Annotated in this window: 17 protein-coding genes and 1 other RNA gene; 2 read left to right on the forward strand and 16 right to left on the reverse strand. The window is 47.8% G+C overall.

Going from position 1 to position 17,701, the window contains the following annotated elements; genetic code table 11:
• Positions 1 to 195 precede the first annotated feature (195 nt).
• The 14 genes from CHH60_RS28970 to rpoE all read right to left on the reverse strand — a co-directional run bounded on the left by CHH60_RS28970 (position 196) and on the right by rpoE (position 13,607).
• The gene (locus CHH60_RS28970; protein WP_095293489.1) at positions 196 to 465 is read right to left on the reverse strand and encodes a pro-sigmaK processing inhibitor BofA family protein; all 270 of its coding nucleotides are present in this window, start codon (positions 463 to 465) and stop codon (positions 196 to 198) included.
• 29 nt (positions 466 to 494) lie between these two features.
• Positions 495 to 722 carry a DUF2508 family protein gene (locus tag CHH60_RS28975; RefSeq protein ID WP_095293491.1) on the reverse strand — a complete coding sequence of 76 codons (228 nt, stop codon included), beginning with the start codon at positions 720 to 722 and terminating at the stop codon, positions 495 to 497.
• Positions 723 to 978: 256 nt separating this feature from the next.
• A complete protein-coding gene (gene recR / locus CHH60_RS28980) occupies positions 979 to 1,578 on the reverse strand; it encodes a recombination mediator RecR (protein WP_095362299.1) in 600 nt (199 codons plus the stop codon).
• 34 nt (positions 1,579 to 1,612) lie between these two features.
• Entirely contained in the window at positions 1,613 to 1,924 is a 312-nt protein-coding gene (locus CHH60_RS28985) for a YbaB/EbfC family nucleoid-associated protein (protein ID WP_095362300.1), read from the reverse strand.
• Between the two features lie 57 nt (positions 1,925 to 1,981).
• Positions 1,982 to 3,736, reverse strand: coding sequence for a DNA polymerase III subunit gamma/tau (gene dnaX / locus CHH60_RS28990; RefSeq protein WP_095362301.1), 1,755 nt, complete (start codon positions 3,734 to 3,736; stop codon positions 1,982 to 1,984).
• Positions 3,737 to 3,910: 174 nt separating this feature from the next.
• Positions 3,911 to 4,178, reverse strand: an RNA gene (ffs, locus tag CHH60_RS28995) — signal recognition particle sRNA large type.
• 138 nt (positions 4,179 to 4,316) lie between these two features.
• Positions 4,317 to 4,514, reverse strand: a complete 198-nt coding sequence (gene rpmE / locus CHH60_RS29000) for a 50S ribosomal protein L31 (RefSeq protein WP_095293485.1) — start codon at positions 4,512 to 4,514, stop codon at positions 4,317 to 4,319.
• A 103-nt stretch (positions 4,515 to 4,617) separates the two neighbouring features.
• Positions 4,618 to 5,892 carry a radical SAM protein gene (locus tag CHH60_RS29005; RefSeq protein ID WP_095293484.1) on the reverse strand — a complete coding sequence of 425 codons (1,275 nt, stop codon included), beginning with the start codon at positions 5,890 to 5,892 and terminating at the stop codon, positions 4,618 to 4,620.
• A gap of 98 nt (positions 5,893 to 5,990) precedes the next feature.
• Positions 5,991 to 7,313, reverse strand: a complete 1,323-nt coding sequence (rho, locus tag CHH60_RS29010; RefSeq protein ID WP_095293483.1) for a transcription termination factor Rho — start codon at positions 7,311 to 7,313, stop codon at positions 5,991 to 5,993.
• A gap of 471 nt (positions 7,314 to 7,784) precedes the next feature.
• Positions 7,785 to 9,038, reverse strand: a complete 1,254-nt coding sequence (locus CHH60_RS29015; RefSeq protein ID WP_095362302.1) for a UDP-N-acetylglucosamine 1-carboxyvinyltransferase — start codon at positions 9,036 to 9,038, stop codon at positions 7,785 to 7,787.
• 147 nt (positions 9,039 to 9,185) lie between these two features.
• Positions 9,186 to 10,040 carry a class II fructose-1,6-bisphosphate aldolase gene (gene fba, locus CHH60_RS29020; RefSeq protein ID WP_095362303.1) on the reverse strand — a complete coding sequence of 285 codons (855 nt, stop codon included), beginning with the start codon at positions 10,038 to 10,040 and terminating at the stop codon, positions 9,186 to 9,188.
• 259 nt (positions 10,041 to 10,299) lie between these two features.
• Positions 10,300 to 10,686 (reverse strand): response regulator, encoded by a 387-nt coding sequence (locus CHH60_RS29025; protein ID WP_095293480.1) that lies wholly within the window; start codon positions 10,684 to 10,686, stop codon positions 10,300 to 10,302.
• Between the two features lie 252 nt (positions 10,687 to 10,938).
• Positions 10,939 to 12,543, reverse strand: coding sequence for a CTP synthase (locus tag CHH60_RS29030; RefSeq protein WP_095362304.1), 1,605 nt, complete (start codon positions 12,541 to 12,543; stop codon positions 10,939 to 10,941).
• Between the two features lie 491 nt (positions 12,544 to 13,034).
• Positions 13,035 to 13,607 (reverse strand): DNA-directed RNA polymerase subunit delta, encoded by a 573-nt coding sequence (gene rpoE / locus CHH60_RS29035; protein ID WP_095362305.1) that lies wholly within the window; start codon positions 13,605 to 13,607, stop codon positions 13,035 to 13,037.
• A gap of 427 nt (positions 13,608 to 14,034) precedes the next feature.
• Here rpoE and CHH60_RS29045 point away from each other — a divergent pair, with 427 nt between their 5' ends.
• Both CHH60_RS29045 and CHH60_RS30025 read left to right on the forward strand, forming a co-directional pair.
• Complete coding sequence (locus tag CHH60_RS29045) at positions 14,035 to 15,189, forward strand: S8 family peptidase (RefSeq protein ID WP_095362307.1); 1,155 nt, start codon at positions 14,035 to 14,037, stop codon at positions 15,187 to 15,189.
• Positions 15,189 to 15,347, forward strand: a complete 159-nt coding sequence (locus CHH60_RS30025) for a hypothetical protein (protein WP_176476242.1) — start codon at positions 15,189 to 15,191, stop codon at positions 15,345 to 15,347. The genes CHH60_RS29045 and CHH60_RS30025 overlap by 1 nt, the downstream gene beginning before the upstream one ends.
• A 57-nt stretch (positions 15,348 to 15,404) precedes the next feature.
• On the opposite strand, the gene argS is transcribed toward CHH60_RS30025, so the two are convergent.
• Positions 15,405 to 17,084, reverse strand: a complete 1,680-nt coding sequence (argS, locus tag CHH60_RS29050) for an arginine--tRNA ligase (protein ID WP_095293475.1) — start codon at positions 17,082 to 17,084, stop codon at positions 15,405 to 15,407.
• Entirely contained in the window at positions 17,081 to 17,506 is a 426-nt protein-coding gene (locus CHH60_RS29055; protein WP_095293474.1) for a DUF1934 domain-containing protein, read from the reverse strand. The genes argS and CHH60_RS29055 overlap by 4 nt, the downstream gene beginning before the upstream one ends.
• Positions 17,507 to 17,701 lie beyond the last annotated feature (195 nt).

The following is a 17,701-nucleotide window of genomic DNA, read 5'->3' on the forward strand; positions in this document are numbered from 1 at the left end:
ATTCATTCGTTGTCGTCACTATTTTCTCTCAGCGGCGACTTTTATAATATATCATACTTTGTTTGTTTTCGTCAAGCACTTTTTTGAAGTTTATTTTCAAAGCTCTTAGTGATCTTTGTTTATTCTCCAAATTTTCTCGACCAAGCAAGCAAAGCAACGAGATATAATGTATCATAGATCTCTGCACAGAGTCAACTACCCAAACAAAGAAATTTTCAACCCCAGCAAAAGCCCTACTCCTGGCAGGCCCAAAATACTTACTGTACCGATTGTAGCAGGATTCAGCGGTATGTAGGCCCCCGTAATCCAACCGGAATAATTGACAACATAGATCCCTATCGCAGCCAAAGCCAGATGTATCCCAAATGATGTTACCCACGACAATCCGATTCGCTTTCTGAACAATATGATCACTAGCGCCAGTAATGAAACCACAAGCACACTTCCTAGAATCACACTTTTCATAATAAGCACCTCCCTGTCTTATTCTTTCGTCACACACTCATACCCCGATCCATTACAGCTGACTTCTTCATTCCTGCCCTTTTCGCCCGCTTCAGATGAATCTGGTACTTACGCTCTGCTGCTTCCAGAACATATATAGCATAATCAATTTCATCTTCCCCCTGCGCTTCTTCAAACTGCCTTACAGCACGCTCCCACTCCGCTTTTGCCTTTTCAATCTCCAAGTAGATCTGTTCTTCTTCAAGCTCCTTCTGCATTTGGGTGCGTTTCTCCACTGCCCGTCCTGCATTTTTCCAGAAAAACATAAGCTCCCCCCCTTTGATTCAGCACAGCATATTCTCATACTTATCAAGGGAAGGACAAACTTAGAACTATGAGCCACAAATTTCTCCGTGATACTTCGTTCTCGCCAACAAAAAAAAGAGAGCCTCTCGGCTCTCTGGATGAATTCATTCAAATCTTCAACTATTTCACTCTATGCAAAGCCATTTGCCTCTTAATCGCACATACACCTCATCGGATCTCTCTGCGACCTTCCAGCGCTTTGGATAGCGTCACTTCATCTGCATACTCCAAGTCTCCACCCACAGGCAGTCCATGGGCTATCCGGGTAACTGTAATCTCGAACGGACGAACCAGACGGGAAATATACATCGCCGTCGCCTCACCCTCAATATTCGGATTCGTTGCCAGAATTAATTCTTGCACCCGTTCATCACTCAGCCGGGTCAACAGCTCCTTCAACCGAATATCATCAGGGCCGATTCCCTCCATTGGAGAGATCGCACCCTGCAGCACATGATAGTACCCATCAAATTCTTTGGTACGCTCCATCGCAACAAGGTCCTTGGAATCTTGAACCACACAAATGACAGAACCATCCCGGGATTTATCCTGACAAATGCGGCATGGATCGGTATCTGTGATATTACAGCATATCGAGCAATAATGAAGGTTACGCTTCACACTAACAAGCGCCTTGGCAAAATCAATAACGTCATCTTCCTTCATGTTGAGCACATGAAAAGCTAGTCGCGCAGCTGTCTTGGGGCCAATACCCGGCAAACGGGTAAAAGCATCAATAAGTTTCGCTATCGGTTCGGGATAATACAATCGATTGTGTCTCCTTTGACAGGATCAATTTTAATTAAAACAATCCCGGAATTTTCATACCGCCTGTGAATTTGCCCATATCCTGGTTAGCAATTTCATCAGCTTTGGTCATCGCATCATTTACAGCAGTCATAACGAGATCCTGCAGCATTTCTACATCTTCCGGATCCACCGCTTCAGGTTTAATGGTAATGGACAGCAATTTCTTGTGTCCGTTAACCTCAGCTGTAACTACACCGCCACCCGAAGTACCTTGAACCGTTTTGTCAGCCAGTTCCTCTTGTGCCTTCAGCATTTGCTCCTGCATTTTCTTCACTTGCTTCATCATTTGGTTCATGTTGTTCATGATTGTTCATCTCCTTTGTTATAGTTAATGATGCGCGCTAGCGCTAGATACATCTATCTATTCCTTAATCACTACAAGATCCTCACCGAAGAGCTGGATGGCTTCATCAATCCAAGGTTGCTTGCTGCCTGACCCGCCGTCTTCATGCTCAGGTTCAAGCTTAAAGTCCTCCTTTGGCGCTTCAGCAGCTCCTTCCATAGCTCCCGTCCAGTCCTTAAGCATCATCGTCACCAGACGTGCTGAACGCCCAAGCTGTTCAGACAGCACACGCTCGATCACTTCACGATTAGCCTGCTTCTCTGTCGTTTCACGGTGAATGTTGTTTTTGAAAGCAACCAATACATTGTCTTCCAGCATGGATACAGGCTCACCATCCATAAACCAGGCATGGACCGTAACCTTCTCTTCTTTAACACGCTGCAAGATTTGACTCCACTTTCTGCTGATCTCCACGAATTCTGGAGATCCCTTGCGCGCCACGTATTGATCCAGCTGTGCAGGCAGCTTCGCCGGAGCATTCCCCCTGGATACGGGAGCACGAGTTGCCGATCGTGAAGGACTGCTTGGTGCAGCCTCTCCACCAGAGAGACCACTTTTCAGTGCACGATCCAGCTTCTTCTCCAGCTCAGCAAGCTGTTGTTTTAAGCGGTTAATTTCGCCGCTGTCAGCTTGCGAGGACGCCGTCGCTCCTGCTGACACAGCGGCTTGATTCGGTACCCCTCCCTGCGCAGGTATACTGCACAGCTTGAGCAGAGCCACTTCAAATAACGTTTGTGGCTGTACTGCATATTTCATCTCACTCTGGTATCGGTTAAGTGTATCAATCATCTGGAACAGCTGTTCCTTCGTGAAGGATTCTGCCATATCACGGAAAGACTCGGGGTTAAGCACCCGGTCTGTCAGTTTATCAGCATCCGGTACCATCTTGATCATAAGTAAATCACGGAAGTAATACAGCAAGTTTTCCATACATTTATCTGCACTCTTGCCTTCATGCATAAACCCTTCGATCATCTGCAAAATATGTCCGACATCACCTTTAAGCAGTGAAGCGGCAAGCTTGGCAAATTGCTCTGAAGGAATTCCTCCGGTCATATCCATAACCTGCTGATATGTTACTCTTCCATCTGTGAAAGAAGAGATCTGATCCAGAACACTGAGCGCATCTCGCATTCCCCCGTCCGACAGACGAGCGATGTATTGGAGCGCATCCTGATCAGCCTCCATACCCTCCTGTTCGCAGATCAACGTAAGTCTGGCCGTCTGCTCCTCTAGGGAAACCCGGCGGAAATCGAATCGCTGACACCTGGAGATAATCGTGGCCGGAAGGCGGTGTGGTTCGGTTGTTGCCAAAATAAACATTACATGTGGAGGAGGTTCCTCCAATGTTTTGAGCAAAGCGTTAAACGCCTCTGTCGTTAACATGTGCACTTCATCAATAATATAGACTTTCTGCCGGACTTCCGTCGGGGCATATTTAACCTTTTCACGAAGATCGCGGATCTCTTCAACACCCCGGTTGGATGCAGCATCAATCTCCTGCACATCCATTACCGAACCGGCCGTGATCCTGCGGCAAGTTTCACATTCGTTACAAGGCTCAGGCGCAGGTCCGCGCTCGCAGTTTACAGCTTTGGCCAAAATCTTGGCGGCACTGGTCTTCCCCGTTCCTCTGGGCCCGTTAAACAAGTAGGCATGGGAAGTCCGCTGTTCACGAATCGCGTTCTGCAAGGTCTGAATAATATGCTGTTGTCCCACCATATCTTGAAACGACTGGGGACGCCAAGCCCGGTATAACGCGATATGCTCCATGATGCGTTACCTTCCTTCCACTTCGCATTCGAGTCCTTTGTCGTTCCCCCATTATACTATATTCCGGGGTGATTCCAAACTTTATCTGACCCATGATGCGTAGTTTTTTTGTACATATCAAAAAGACCTCTGCATACATACAACTGCAAAGGTCTCTACATTTCAAATGGTAAGCCGTGCACCTGCTATCGATAATTGCGATCCAAGTGGCACCCCTGAACAACAGCTCAGGCTAGGCAACCCTCCGGCACAAGAGTGATCTCACTTATGGCTGCTTCCTTCCGGACCTGACCAGGTTCATGAGTACTCATTGCGGAGGACCCAACCGTCAACACCACGTTCAGGGACCAAACCTCACATCGACAAAACCTCTAGCAGGAATTCAACCTCGCTATAGCGGATTGCGAGTTACAGGGCACCGCTACCTCCCCATCTAGCACGGTAAGAAATAGTATAACGTAAGCTTATCCAAATTGCAACCAGGTGTGAACTGGAACCTTTATCCCTATATAAAAACCCCTGCCAATAGGCAGGGGTGGGTTGGATGCAATTAGCAGACAATCCCCAGGGAATTGCTGAATTAGATTCCGTATTTTTTCTTGAAACGATCGACACGGCCGCCAGCATCGATAAACTTCTGTTTACCGGTGAAGAACGGGTGGCAAGCGGAGCAAATCTCTACACGAAGTCCTTCTTTAACTGAACCAGTCTCAAAAGTGTTACCGCAAGCGCAGGTTACTTGACCGATCGTGTATTTAGGATGAATTGCTTCTTTCATTACCTTTCACCTCTTTCCGCCCTGAGCCTCAAGCGGACCCAGAGTAAATGGCACAACTTCAGAGATTATAACACGGCCTCATGCGTGTTGCAATCGAATATTATCAAGAGGTGATGAGTCGTTTCGGACGCGCCATCCCGGCTGGAGGAACGTGTGTATACGAGCCAATAACAACATCAGGCAGCTCTTCTTCGAAGATCTCAATCATTTGCTTCATTCCGAGAATATCACCTTGAGCTGGAGGGATAAGTTCCAGATAACTCTCCGGGTCGATGTTCAGATTCCGCATTTGAATTAAGCGCAGGTCTGTTCTCCGGGCAAACTCAATCATTGCTTCAATCTCCTCTTCACGATCCGTGACACCTGGGAAGATCAAATAGTTAATCGATGTGTACACACCTTGTTGAGCCGCATACTTCATTGACTTCTCAACGTTTGCAAGTGTATAACCCCGTGGTTTGTAGTACGCATTATAGTGGTCATCCAGTGCACTAATCGTACTCACACGCATCAAATCAAGCCCCGCATCCACGATGCCCCGAATATGGTCATTCAAACCAGCATTGGTGTTAATATTGATATATCCCATATCCGTAATGGAACGCACCTCACGAATGGCCTCAATAATCAACTTAGCCTGAGTTGACGGCTCACCTTCACATCCCTGCCCAAAGCTGATAATGGACTCTGGTGTTTTCAGGTGTTCCAGCATAACCTCAACAATTTCGTCCACACGAGGCCGGAAATTCATTCGGGTCTGCGGGGAAACAAAGCCACTGTCATCTGGTTGTTCCGAAATACATCCGAAGCAGCCTGCGTTACAGGAATACGATACCGGAACTCCACCTTCCCAACGATTCAGGAACGTATTTGACGATGTCAGACATTCATATCCAAGTGCACAGTTGGACAAATGGGTATACAGACGATTCTCAGGATACTTTTCGGTCATGCGCGTAACTCCAGCACGTACGTCATCACGGTCACAGTTCAGCGGATTCCACTGATCCGGATGATCGGACATCCGGGCTGTAACGTAGAATGCGTCATCTTTCCATACCACTGCGGAGTACCCGAACAAAGGAAGCTTATACTCTTTATCTGTTTTCACATAACCCGGCAAACACAGCCGAGTAAACCCTTGCGGGAGCAAAGCTCCGACCGCCTGTGTATCACTCGGAAGAGGCATCATCTCGCCGGTGTCTGGATCCATCCCAATGGGACGAGTGCTTGGTAATCCAACCAGAGTTGCTCCCTCTGGTAGAGGAATGAGTTCATCCTCCATAATTTCAACGATCATATCTCCACTACGGGCAAGCCCATACAGGGATGGGTGATCAAATACATTTCCTTTTTCATCTGCGTATACTAAATACATGATGTTCTCCTCACATCTAATGGGTTAAACCGAACGACGAGTTTATGGTAAATCCAGCAGCAGAACTGCCAAATTCGAATGCGTAAAAGTATTACTTTTTAAGTTGTTGTTGCTGAGGTAGCCGTCTGTCTCGGCGAACGCCGAGTCGTTGTGGTCCCCGAATTGCTTGTATTGTTGCCCGCTGCATCGAACGCAGCCAAAAATTCAGCATTCGTTTTGCTGTTGCGCAGTTTTTTCAGGAAGCTTTCCACAAAATCATGGGAGTCATTCATATTTTTACGAATGGTCCAGATGGTATCCAGCTCTTCCTTGCTTAGCAACACTTCTTCTCGGCGTGTACCCGAACGGCGAATATCGATGGCCGGGAAGATACGGCGTTCTGCCAGTTTGCGGTCCAGATGAAGCTCCATATTGCCCGTACCTTTAAACTCTTCATAGATAATATCATCCATACGAGATCCCGTATCGATTAACGCTGTTGCCAGAATAGTCAGGCTGCCGCCCTCTTCCACATTCCGCGCAGATCCGAAGAAACGTTTTGGGCGATGGAATGCTGCAGGGTCAATACCCCCACTAAGTGTCCGTCCGGATGGTGGGATAACCAGGTTATATGCACGAGCAAGACGCGTAATGCTGTCCAGCAAAATAACTACATCTTTTTTCGCCTCAACCAGACGCAGAGCACGTTCCAGCACCAGTTCCGCAACCTTGATATGATTCTCAGGCAGCTCATCGAACGTAGAAGCCACAACTTCCCCTTTTACCGAACGAGACATATCCGTTACTTCCTCCGGACGTTCATCAATCAACAGGACAAACAGTTCAATTTCTGGATTGTTGGTTGAAATGCTGTTGGCAATTTCTTTGAGGAGAAGCGTCTTACCTGCTTTGGGAGGTGCTACGATCAATCCGCGCTGTCCCAAACCTACAGGAGCCAGCACATCCATAATGCGTGTAGACAAATGGTTGGGGGATGTTTCGAGAACCAGCTTTTTCTGCGGATACAGTGGGGTTAATGCCGGGAAGTGAAGTCTTTCCGCAGCAGCTGAAGGATTCTCACCGTTTACCGCATTGACTTGCAGCAAACCGAAATATCTCTCGTTTTCCTTCGGCGTTCTACATTTACCAGATACGAGGTCACCCGTTCTAAGATCGAACTTGCGAATCTGCGAGGCAGATATATAAATGTCTTCGGTGCTAGGCAGGTAGTTAATCGGGCGGAGAAAACCGTAACCTTCCGGAAGGATCTCAAGCACACCTTGCATGAACATCAAACCACTCTGTTCAGCTTGAGCTCGTAGTATGGCAAAGATCAATTCTTTCTTCTTCAGTGTGCCATAGTAGGGAATCTGATATTTTTTGGCCAGTTTGTAGAGGTCCGTTAGTTTCATTTCTTCCAAATCGGAAATTTGTAGATCCATATAATAACCACCTATTCAATTAATAAGTCCGTGAAATGGATAGTTTCGCTTGATGATCGGCTATAGGAGAACAACACAAATCAGCTGCGTTCTCTTCTGTCCATTGTACGGAATGTAACCGTTATAATGCAAATACTTGTCGTTGAGTGTAAGTTTCCGGGTGGGATGACCATGATACAGTGTTACACACTTGTAAGTGAACATATAATTCACGAGGCTTTCGATCCGGGTACCCAGTCATGGAGCACAGACAAATCGGGGTTTGGGGAAAAGGAATGATGTCAGTTCATACAGCCATATGATATTTGATCCAAAAAAAGACCCTCCGGTTAAGGAAATAAAAACCATTTCGTCTTATCCCGGAGAGGCTGAGAACTCTATTAGAATAGGTTTACCCAATTGTTGTAAGGTTATGCAGTTCTGTCAAAATAATAACGTCAAGTCACCAATCTTGCAATATGGTAACTTACGCTATTCCGTTTCACGCCACACATCTGCACCAAGAAGACGCAGGTTGGTGACGAGATGGTCGTAGCCACGATCAATAAACTCGACACCTGTCACTTCAGTCACACCTTCTTTAACCGTCAGACCGGCAATGACCAGCGCTGCTCCGGCACGAAGATCTGATGCTTTTACTTTGGCCGCATTCAGTGCACCGCCTTCAATGATGGCTGAACGACCTTCCACTCGAATTTTGGCGCCCATACGCACCAGCTCTGGCACATGCTTAAATCGATTGCTGTATACAAAATCACTCAGGACACTTACGCCTGTCGCTTGAGTTAATACACTTGTCATCGGTGACTGCAAATCGGTTGGGAACCCCGGGTACACCAGTGCCTTAACATCCACATGACTATAGGAAGGTTGTCCAATGACACGAATACTCTCATCCATCTCTTCAATGCCCACACCCATCTCCAGCAATTTGGCAGTTAACGCCTCCAGATGTTTGGGAATGACATTGTCGATCAAAACATTACCGCGCGTTGCCGCTGCGGCGATCATATACGTACCCGCCTGTATGCGGTCCGGGATAATGGAATGACGGCAGCCTTTGAGCTCCGACACGCCTTCAATACGAATAGTTTCAGTACCCGCACCCTTGATGCTGGCACCCATTGAATTCAAAAGTGTTGCTACATCTATAATCTCAGGCTCTTTAGCCGCGTTTTCGATAATTGTAGAGCCTTTGGCACGTGTGGCCGCCAGCATAATGTTAATGGTTGCACCTACACTGCTTACATCCAGATAAATCTTAGCTCCACGCAGCTCTTTGGCATGCAGATGGATGGATCCATGTTCGTTCGTTACTGTTGCGCCAAGCGCTTCAAAACCTTTGATGTGTTGGTCAATCGGACGAGGCTCAAAGTTACAGCCTCCAGGCAAACCAATTGTTGCTTCTTTGAATCTGCCAAGCAATGCCCCCATCATATAATACGAAGCACGCAGCTTCTTCACGGGACCATTCGGCATAGGTATAGATTTGATATCGGAAGGATCGATCTTCATCTGACTGCCTTCCCAGAATACACGAGCTCCGAGTTCCTCCAAAATTTCCGCATAAACCGCCACATCACTCAAAAGTGGCAGGTTATCCAGCACGACCTCTGATTCGGCAAGCAATGCTGCAGGAATAAGCGCAATGGCGCTGTTCTTGGCGCCGCTTATGGTTACAGTCCCCTGTAACGGACGTCCGCCACTAATCATCAATTTTTCCATAAAGCTTAATGTCCCCCTACGTGTTTTGCAGCCGACGAACGGCATAACGTGCTCATGGCTCCCTACGTGAAATAAGGTGTGAAAATGGAAAGACACCGGCTAGGCGGTGTTCTTTCCATTTCACAGTATGGAACTGGTAAAGATAAATTACGCTTTGTTGTTGGAACCAAACTCGCGGATTTTACCTTTAACGGTTTCTTTGATTGCTTCACGGCCTGGTACGATGAACGTACGTGGATCGTAAGCATTTGGTTTAGCTGCAAGCACTTCACGAACCGCTTTTGTGAATGAAATTTGGTTCTCAGTGTTTACGTTGATTTTGGAAGTACCCAGGGAAATGGCTTTATCGATATCATGTTTAGGAATACCTGTACCACCGTGCAATACGAGTGGAACTTGTACCGCATCACGAACTTCTTCCATTTCTTTGAAGCCCAGGTTTGGCTCGCCTTGGTAAGGACCGTGTACGGAACCCAGAGCTGGTGCCAATGTGTCGATACCTGTTTCTTTGACGATACGGATACACTCGTTCAGGTCAGCGTATTGGATGCCGCCGATAACGTCATCTTCCTGGCCGCCAACAGTACCTACTTCAGCTTCAACGGAAACGCCTTTAGCGTGTGCATATTCAACGACTTTTTTCGTCATTTCAATGTTCTCGTCGATGGAGTGGTGGGAACCGTCGATCATAACGGAAGTGAATCCGGCATCGATTGCTTCTTTACATTTATCAAAGCTGGAACCGTGGTCCAGGTGAATCGCAACTTCAACGGTGATTTTCATGTCATGAATAAGTCCTTCTACCATTTTAACTACTGTGTAGAAGCCACCCATGTGACGTGCTGCACCTTCGGATACACCAAGGATTACAGGAGATTTCTCTTCTTCTGCAGCTGCAAGAATCGCTTGAGTCCACTCAAGGTTATTGATGTTGTATTGACCAACTGCATATTTTCCTTCAAGTGCTTTGTTCAACATGTTTGTCATAGAAACTAATGGCATGGTTTCAATCCTCCTAGGGTTTGGGTTGTGTCTATGGTTTTTAGCCGAAATCACATACGGGCTTATTATACCACATCCCATGTCAAATACTAAACAAGCATTTGCAAAAATGCTGTGCTTTGCAGCACAGTTTTCATAGACACCGCATGAAGCCGCTCCCATTTTCAATATTCCCTCGTTAATTGGACGAAATACCCTTTACCCCCAAGAAGTACATGACCTCTAGAGCACAGACTAAAAAATCCTGCATTCACAGGATTCAGCTGCACCTATTCGCCGTATCATTGCGAAGCTGCATGTTGACTGCCACGCGCATTTCATCAATATCGAACGGCTTCGTGAAATGCATAAGAGCACCGAGATCAGTAGCTTCCTTAATCATGTCCAGTTCGCCATAAGCTGTCATCATGATGACTTTGATATCCGGGTCAATCTCCTTAATATGCTTCAGAATTTCAAGGCCATCCATCCCCGGAATCTTCATATCGAGCAACACTAGATCAGGTTTATCTGTATTCACAATTTCCAGAGCGATCTTGCCATTTGGAGCCTGGAATGTGTTATATCCTTCACTGCTGAATACTTCCATTAAGAGGATTCGAATCCCGTTCTGGTCATCAACGATTAACACTTTTTTATTTTCCACTCTGTAACCTCCTGGATTTTAGGAAAGCATGTATTTCTCCGAATCTGGATAACTATCCCATAGTCGTCATGATAAGTATTCTACCCTCCCCATTAAAATCCTGCCCCACGCACAAATTACAGCAAACATTTTATCCGTGTCACACTTGAACGGAAGCTATTGCCGAAACAAAAAAAGAGGTGCTCACCGCACCAGCCTGCAAACACAGGCCACTCGGCAAACACCCCTCTACATTATAGGGTAAACTCAATATTATCTTTCTGCATTTTCCAATGAAGCTTTTACGAATTCACGGAACAATGGCTGTGGACGGTTCGGACGGGATGTAAATTCCGGATGGAATTGTACAGCCAGGAACCACGGGTGTCCCGGAAGTTCCACGATCTCAACCAGACGGCCATCCGGAGATGTACCGGAGATGACCAGACCTGCTTTTTCAATCGCTTCACGGTACTCATTGTTGAACTCATACCGGTGACGGTGTCTCTCATATACCAACTCATCATCATAACATGCCATAGCCAAAGAACCTTCTTGCAGCTTACAAGGATATAGACCCAGACGCATTGTACCGCCCAGATTTTCGATATCTTTTTGTTCTGGCAGCAGGTCGATTACCGGGAATTCGGTAGCCGGGTTAATCTCGGAGCTGTTCGCACCATTCAGACCTACAATGGAACGTGCATATTCGATTACGGATACCTGCATACCCAGGCAAATACCGAAGAATGGAATGTTTTTCTCACGGGCATAACGGATTGCCGACACTTTACCTTCGATACCACGATCTCCGAAACCACCAGGAACAAGGATACCGCCAACACCATGCAGCAGGTCGCCAACGTTCTCGTCTGTGATATCTTCGGAATGGATCCAGCGAATCTTCACATCTGCATTGGATGCAAATCCTGCATGAGACAGGGATTCAACAACACTCAAATAAGCATCGTGCAGTGCTACATATTTACCAACAATGGCAATTTCAACTGTACGCTGCAATTTGCTGATGCGGTCAACCAGCCCTTCCCACTCGCTCATATCCGGTGCAGGAGTGGTCAGCTTCAGGTGATTTACCACGATTTCATCCAAACCTTCTTCACGCAGGTTCAAAGGCACTTCATACAACGTGCTTGCATCGCGACATTCAACTACGGCATTCTCATCAATGTCGCAGAAGAGAGCGATTTTGGCTTTCATGTCTTTGGAAAGTTCATATTCTGTACGGCATACAATCACGTTTGGCTGAATACCGATACTGCGCAATTCTTTTACGCTGTGCTGGGTTGGTTTGGTTTTCACTTCACCAGCTGCCTTGATGTAAGGAATCAGCGTTACATGGATATACATTACATTGTCACGGCCAACATCACTCTTGATCTGACGAATAGCTTCCAGGAAAGGCAAGCTCTCGATGTCGCCTACAGTTCCGCCGATCTCTGTAATAACAACATCCGAACCTGCTTCACGTCCAGCGCGGAATACACGCTCCTTGATCTCGTTCGTAATGTGCGGAATAACTTGTACCGTGCCGCCGAGGTACTCTCCGCGGCGCTCTTTGCTAATAACGGAGGAATACACTTTACCCGTCGTGACGTTGCTGTTTTTGGAGAGGTTGATATCGATAAAACGTTCATAGTGACCAAGGTCCAAATCCGTTTCCGCGCCATCATCCGTTACAAAAACCTCACCGTGCTGATAAGGACTCATTGTTCCCGGGTCGATGTTGATGTATGGATCAAATTTTTGAATGGTTACCTTGAGACCTCTGTTTTTCAGCAGTCTGCCCAACGAGGCAGCCGTGATCCCTTTACCCAGGGAGGACACAACTCCGCCCGTCACGAAAATATACTTTGTCACTGTTATTACCCTCCTAATATAAATGCAGAAATTCAGGCGATATATGGTGTTATCGTAACCCGTTTCCCAGGTAATCATCGTTAAAAAGAGCAATGGCAGAAATTCCCTGCATCTGCGTACTGCTCTTTTGTGCGAAGACCATGTGTAAACCTTGCTCTACAGCTAAGAATGGTGCAAATTTTCCGAAAGCCAAACATCCATGCCTGTCCCCAAATTGGCATCAATCCATCTCTTATCGACGTTTTTTTTATATACAAAAAACGGGCCACGGATGTTTGGCCGGGAGCGTGCGGAAATCAATCATTTTGCAATATTCAGCCTCTAAAAATACAAAAAAAAGTACTCCCGCAGGACGGGGCACTTTTTATAAAAAACATAAATATATTCTCGCTCATTCATAAGCCCATGCAATAGTTTACCCGTTACCCCGTTCGCTGTCAAGGCTGACTATCTGGGGAAAACGGGTAAATTATCGACGTCAAAAATGACGGTTACTTATCGGAATCGTCGTCAAAATCATCCTCGTCTTCGGACTCATCTTCATCGTCTTCATCGAGGTCTTCGTCTTCCAAATCATCATCTTCAACAAGGACTTCTTCATCGCTGTCATCTTCATCAAAGATGTCGTCATCGTCGTCGTCATCGTCGTCATCATCATCTTGATCATCATCGGCATTGTCGAAGTCTTCGTCGCTGTTGTAGCTGTCTTCCTCTTCGCCAAAGTCCTCATCTTCCAGATCATCGTCTTCATCGTTAATGATGCGCGGACGCTTCGCACCCGTCATGGAGTCTTCTGTTCCACCTACTGGATACCAGCGTTTCAATCCCCAAAGACTTGTACCGACACAGGCAAAACGGCCATCGATATTGATCTCGGTATATAGCTGGGCGATAAACTCGTTGATTTCTTCATCAGTCATTCCGCGCTGTTTCGCTACCTCATTCATCAAATCACGGTAGTAGTACGGCGTATTGGCCGCTTTCAGCACCATAAAGGCAAGGTCAACCAAAGGAATCTCTCTTACCTTTTCTTTATCAATTTTCAAATTGAGCGAGGTACTCACTGACAGACACTTCCTCTCACACATAATTCACTTTATATCCCTACGAGCTGGACCGTTACGTATAACATATCCATTAACAAACCTAAGTAAAACCTATTTAGCGGTAAAAAGCAAGTTTTTATGTAGGCATTTGATATAAATTCAAGGTGCCGTGCTTCCCGTTTGCAAATATGTCGATTCTGTAAAAGTTAGCGAAAAATGAAAAAGACGGAGTCCCCTCCGCCTTCTGACTGTATACCCTCGTAGGATTGCTCCTCACCAGGTTCCCCGCAAGAGCCCTCTAGCTCTCCATCCATCATATGTCCCTGCGCCCGTTTTGACACGAAGAGAACGCCTTTTTGTAAAAAAAGGGCAAGTTCCCCATGCGGCGGGATGAACGCATTCATAGAATACCTCAGCATGTTCATCCCGAAGGGGGCAGCCCATAATGGACTATACTGGTTTTTTGCATCAATTAGTTGAAGGAATGCAACGTCCTGAACCGGAACAGGCAGGGCGGTACCTGATCCGGTTCGCCAAACCTGGACAGTATGAAGCCTGTCTGCTTGAGCTCTCGCGGATGCGGAATGAGCATACTCATCTTAGCATGGTACGATCCTCACGGCTGGCCCGCTCCATTATCGCTCCGGTCCATTGTCCGGAGGTTCTGGATCAATACCGTGATGAGATTACCGTAGAGGAAGATATGCAAATCTCCCTTCATGCAACAGCACTTCACAACAAGCCGGCCACAGCTCAAGGGGTTCCATGGGGAGTGAAGCAGATTCGCGCACCGAAAGTATGGTCCGTCTCCACAGGACACCGGATCAAAATCGGCGTGATCGATACAGGTGCCGATTATCACCACCCTGACCTCAGGTACTCCCTGGCTCGCGGGATCAACCTGTTAAACCGCAGTCTGCTTCCTCATGACGACAACGGTCATGGTACCCATATTGCCGGAACGATCGCCGCAGCGAATAGCACGGAAGGCATGATTGGCGTAGCTCCACGTTCCCTGATCTATCCGGTCAAGGCATTTGACCATAACGGTTCCGCCTATGTCTCTGATATTGTACTGGGCATCGACTGGTGTGTGCGTAACCGGGTCGATATTATCAATATGAGTTTCGGTATGAAAACCCGCAGCAAGGCACTCCTTGATGTGGTTAACCGTGCACATCAGGCTGGCATCGTCATTGTGGCTTCGTCAGGAAATGACGGCAAACGCCGCAGTATCGATTATCCTGCACGCTATCCGCAGACCATCTCGGTGGGAGCCACCGACAAAAATCGGCGGATTGCGTCCTTCAGCAACCGCGGTGCATATGTGGATGTCTATGCCCCTGGCGACAAGATCATCTCTTCCTGGGTGCAGGGCAAGCACCATGAGATGAGTGGCACATCCATGGCTACGTCCCATGTGAGCGGCGCTATTGCGCTGCTGCTCGCGAAGCATCCGGGTCTCTCGCCCAGCGAGATCAAGACGCTGGTCAAGCGCGCAACCGTTCCGCTGCGTGCACGCAAGTCCACCACCGCGAAGAGCAAAGTGCGCGGTGGCGAGATTGACGCACTCCGGCTGATGCAGGAGGGCGGCGGGTAATGGGGCAGCTGCGTATTGCTGCTGCTCTTGGGGTCTTGCCAGCAGCAGCCTATGGCAGTCTGGCTGGCTCGGTGCCCGGCTGGTCCGCCAAGCCTTGGCGGGATGAAGCACCGGGCACAACAAAAAGTCTCCATGTCCACGCTGCATTGCAGGCGTGATGCATGGAGACTTTTTGCGATCGGCCAAGCCGCTGCTGCGGTGCTTGCCCTCACGGTTTACATTTTGTCTGGTGCGGATACGCCTACCAGACGGAGCGCTGTCGCGATGACGGTGCGAACAGCACCGATCAGCGCCAGACGCGCTTGGGTTTGACCCGCGTCTTCGGTAATGACGCGTTCAGCACGATAGTAGCTGTGGAACAATGAAGCCAGCTCATAGACATAACGGATCATGCGATGAGGCGCATATCCGGTAGCTGCTGCGGCAATCTCTTCAGGCAGCTCACCCATTTTGCGAAGAAGATCGAATTCATGTTCCGTCGTCAGCTTGGACAGGTCAATCTGTGCCAGCGGCAGCAGCTCAATACCCTGCTCTTCAGCCTGACGGTATACGCTGCATACGCGGGCATGTGCATATTGCACGTAGAATACCGGGTTCTCATTGGACGTCGAAATCGCGAGATCCATATCAAAGTCCAGATGGGAATCCATGCTGCGCATCGTGAAGAAGTAACGGATTGCATCAATACCCACTTCATCCATCAGGTCTTCCATCGTTACCGCTTTACCGGTACGCTTCGACATCTTCACTTTTTCACCGTTCTGGAACAAGCTCACCATCTGTGCAATCAATACCACCAGCTTGGATGGGTCATTACCCAGTGCCTGCATTGCTGCTTTCATCCGTGGAATATATCCATGGTGGTCGGCTCCCCAAATGTTGATCATTGTGTCATATCCACGGGAATACTTGTCACGGTGATATGCAATATCCGGTGTCAGGTACGTGTACGTGCCATCGTTTTTGATTAATACACGTTCTTTGTCGTCACCATATTGCATGGTTTTCAGCCAAGTTGCTCCGTCTTTTTCGTAAATTTCGTCGCGATCACGCAATTCGTCAAGCACACGAAGCACTTCCCCATTGTCGTACAAAGAAGTCTCGCTGAACCAGATGTCAAAGTTAACGCGGAAGCGATTCAGGTCGCGCTTGATTTTATCTAGCTCTTTCTCCAAACCATAGTCACGGAAATAGGCAGCACGATCACCTGGATGCATCGACAGCAAGCTGTCTCCCTTTTCGGCTACCAGCTCCTTGGCAAATCCTTTGATATCCTCGCCGTGGTAACCATCTTCAGGCATCTCGGCATCCTGGCCCAGCTCCTGCAAATACCGTGCTTCAATGGAACGTGCCAGGTTAAACACCTGGTTACCCGCATCATTAATGTAATATTCACGTGTTACGTCATATCCGGCATAATCGAGGATGTTGCAGAGCGCATCACCCACAGCCGCTCCACGGGCATGTCCCAGATGCAAGCTGCCTGTCGGGTTCGCACTGACAAACTCCATCTCGACCTTGCGCCCTTCGCCGACATTGATCCGTCCGTAGTTCTCACCTTGTTCATGAACAAGTCCAAGCACCGGGTAAAGGTAGCTCTTGTCCAATTTGAAGTTGATAAATCCTGGTCCGGCAATCTCTGCCTTCTCGATTCCAGCTTCCACAAGGTTCAGATTCGCAATGATCTCTTCTGCAATCTGGCGTGGGTTGCGCTTGGCAATCTTGGTCAGCTGCATGGCTGCGTTGGTCGCCAAATCCCCGTGCGACTTGTCACGCGGCACTTCAAGTGTGATGGCTGGCAGTTCCTCTTGCGTAACGAGGCCGGCAGCAACAACAGCATTGCCGATCGCGGTACTTACCCGTTCGTTAATCGTATCTAGTGGATTACGTGTCATGAAATTGGTTCCTCCTGTATGTGCAAACTGATCTCAAAATGTCCGGCTTCTTCGTCAAAGCGGTAAAAGTCATAGCTCCACGCTGCGCGTGCGCTCAATCCCTGTATGGAAAGGTCCAGCTTATGTGTATGCGTGGACAGGGTAAATGACATGTAAGGTGATCGGTAAAAACCTGGGAGCTTGCGATTCATTTCAAACGTTTGCTCCGATTCCACCTCACCATGGCGTATAATCTTGAGGGATTGTCCACCAAGCTTCAATGTTGTTCGGGTAATGCCGCCCTCAGGTCCAGCCTGTGGCTCTTCGTAACGAACGTAGAGCACAGAACCCTTCAAAACGGCTTCACCCTTCATTTCCTGCAGCACATCTTCGCCTTCATAACGGCTGTGCAGCCGGATCTGAACCGGTCGCATGTTCGACATGAATGTTAACCTCCAATATATTCGAGGCGGCGCAAAATCGGGCAGGACCGGTGAGAACAGCCCTTCCCGAATTCGAGTACCGCTATACGCGCTAATATGACCAGATAGCTCGCTATCCTACACTCTACTGTATAACTATATCCAGTTCACCCGCTCAATTCAAATCCAAATTCAGAGTTTTTGTCCCATATCATC

Source organism: Paenibacillus sp. 7523-1 (genome assembly GCF_002276415.1).
In the GTDB taxonomy this organism is placed as follows: Bacteria; Bacillota; Bacilli; order Paenibacillales; family Paenibacillaceae; genus Paenibacillus; species Paenibacillus illinoisensis_A.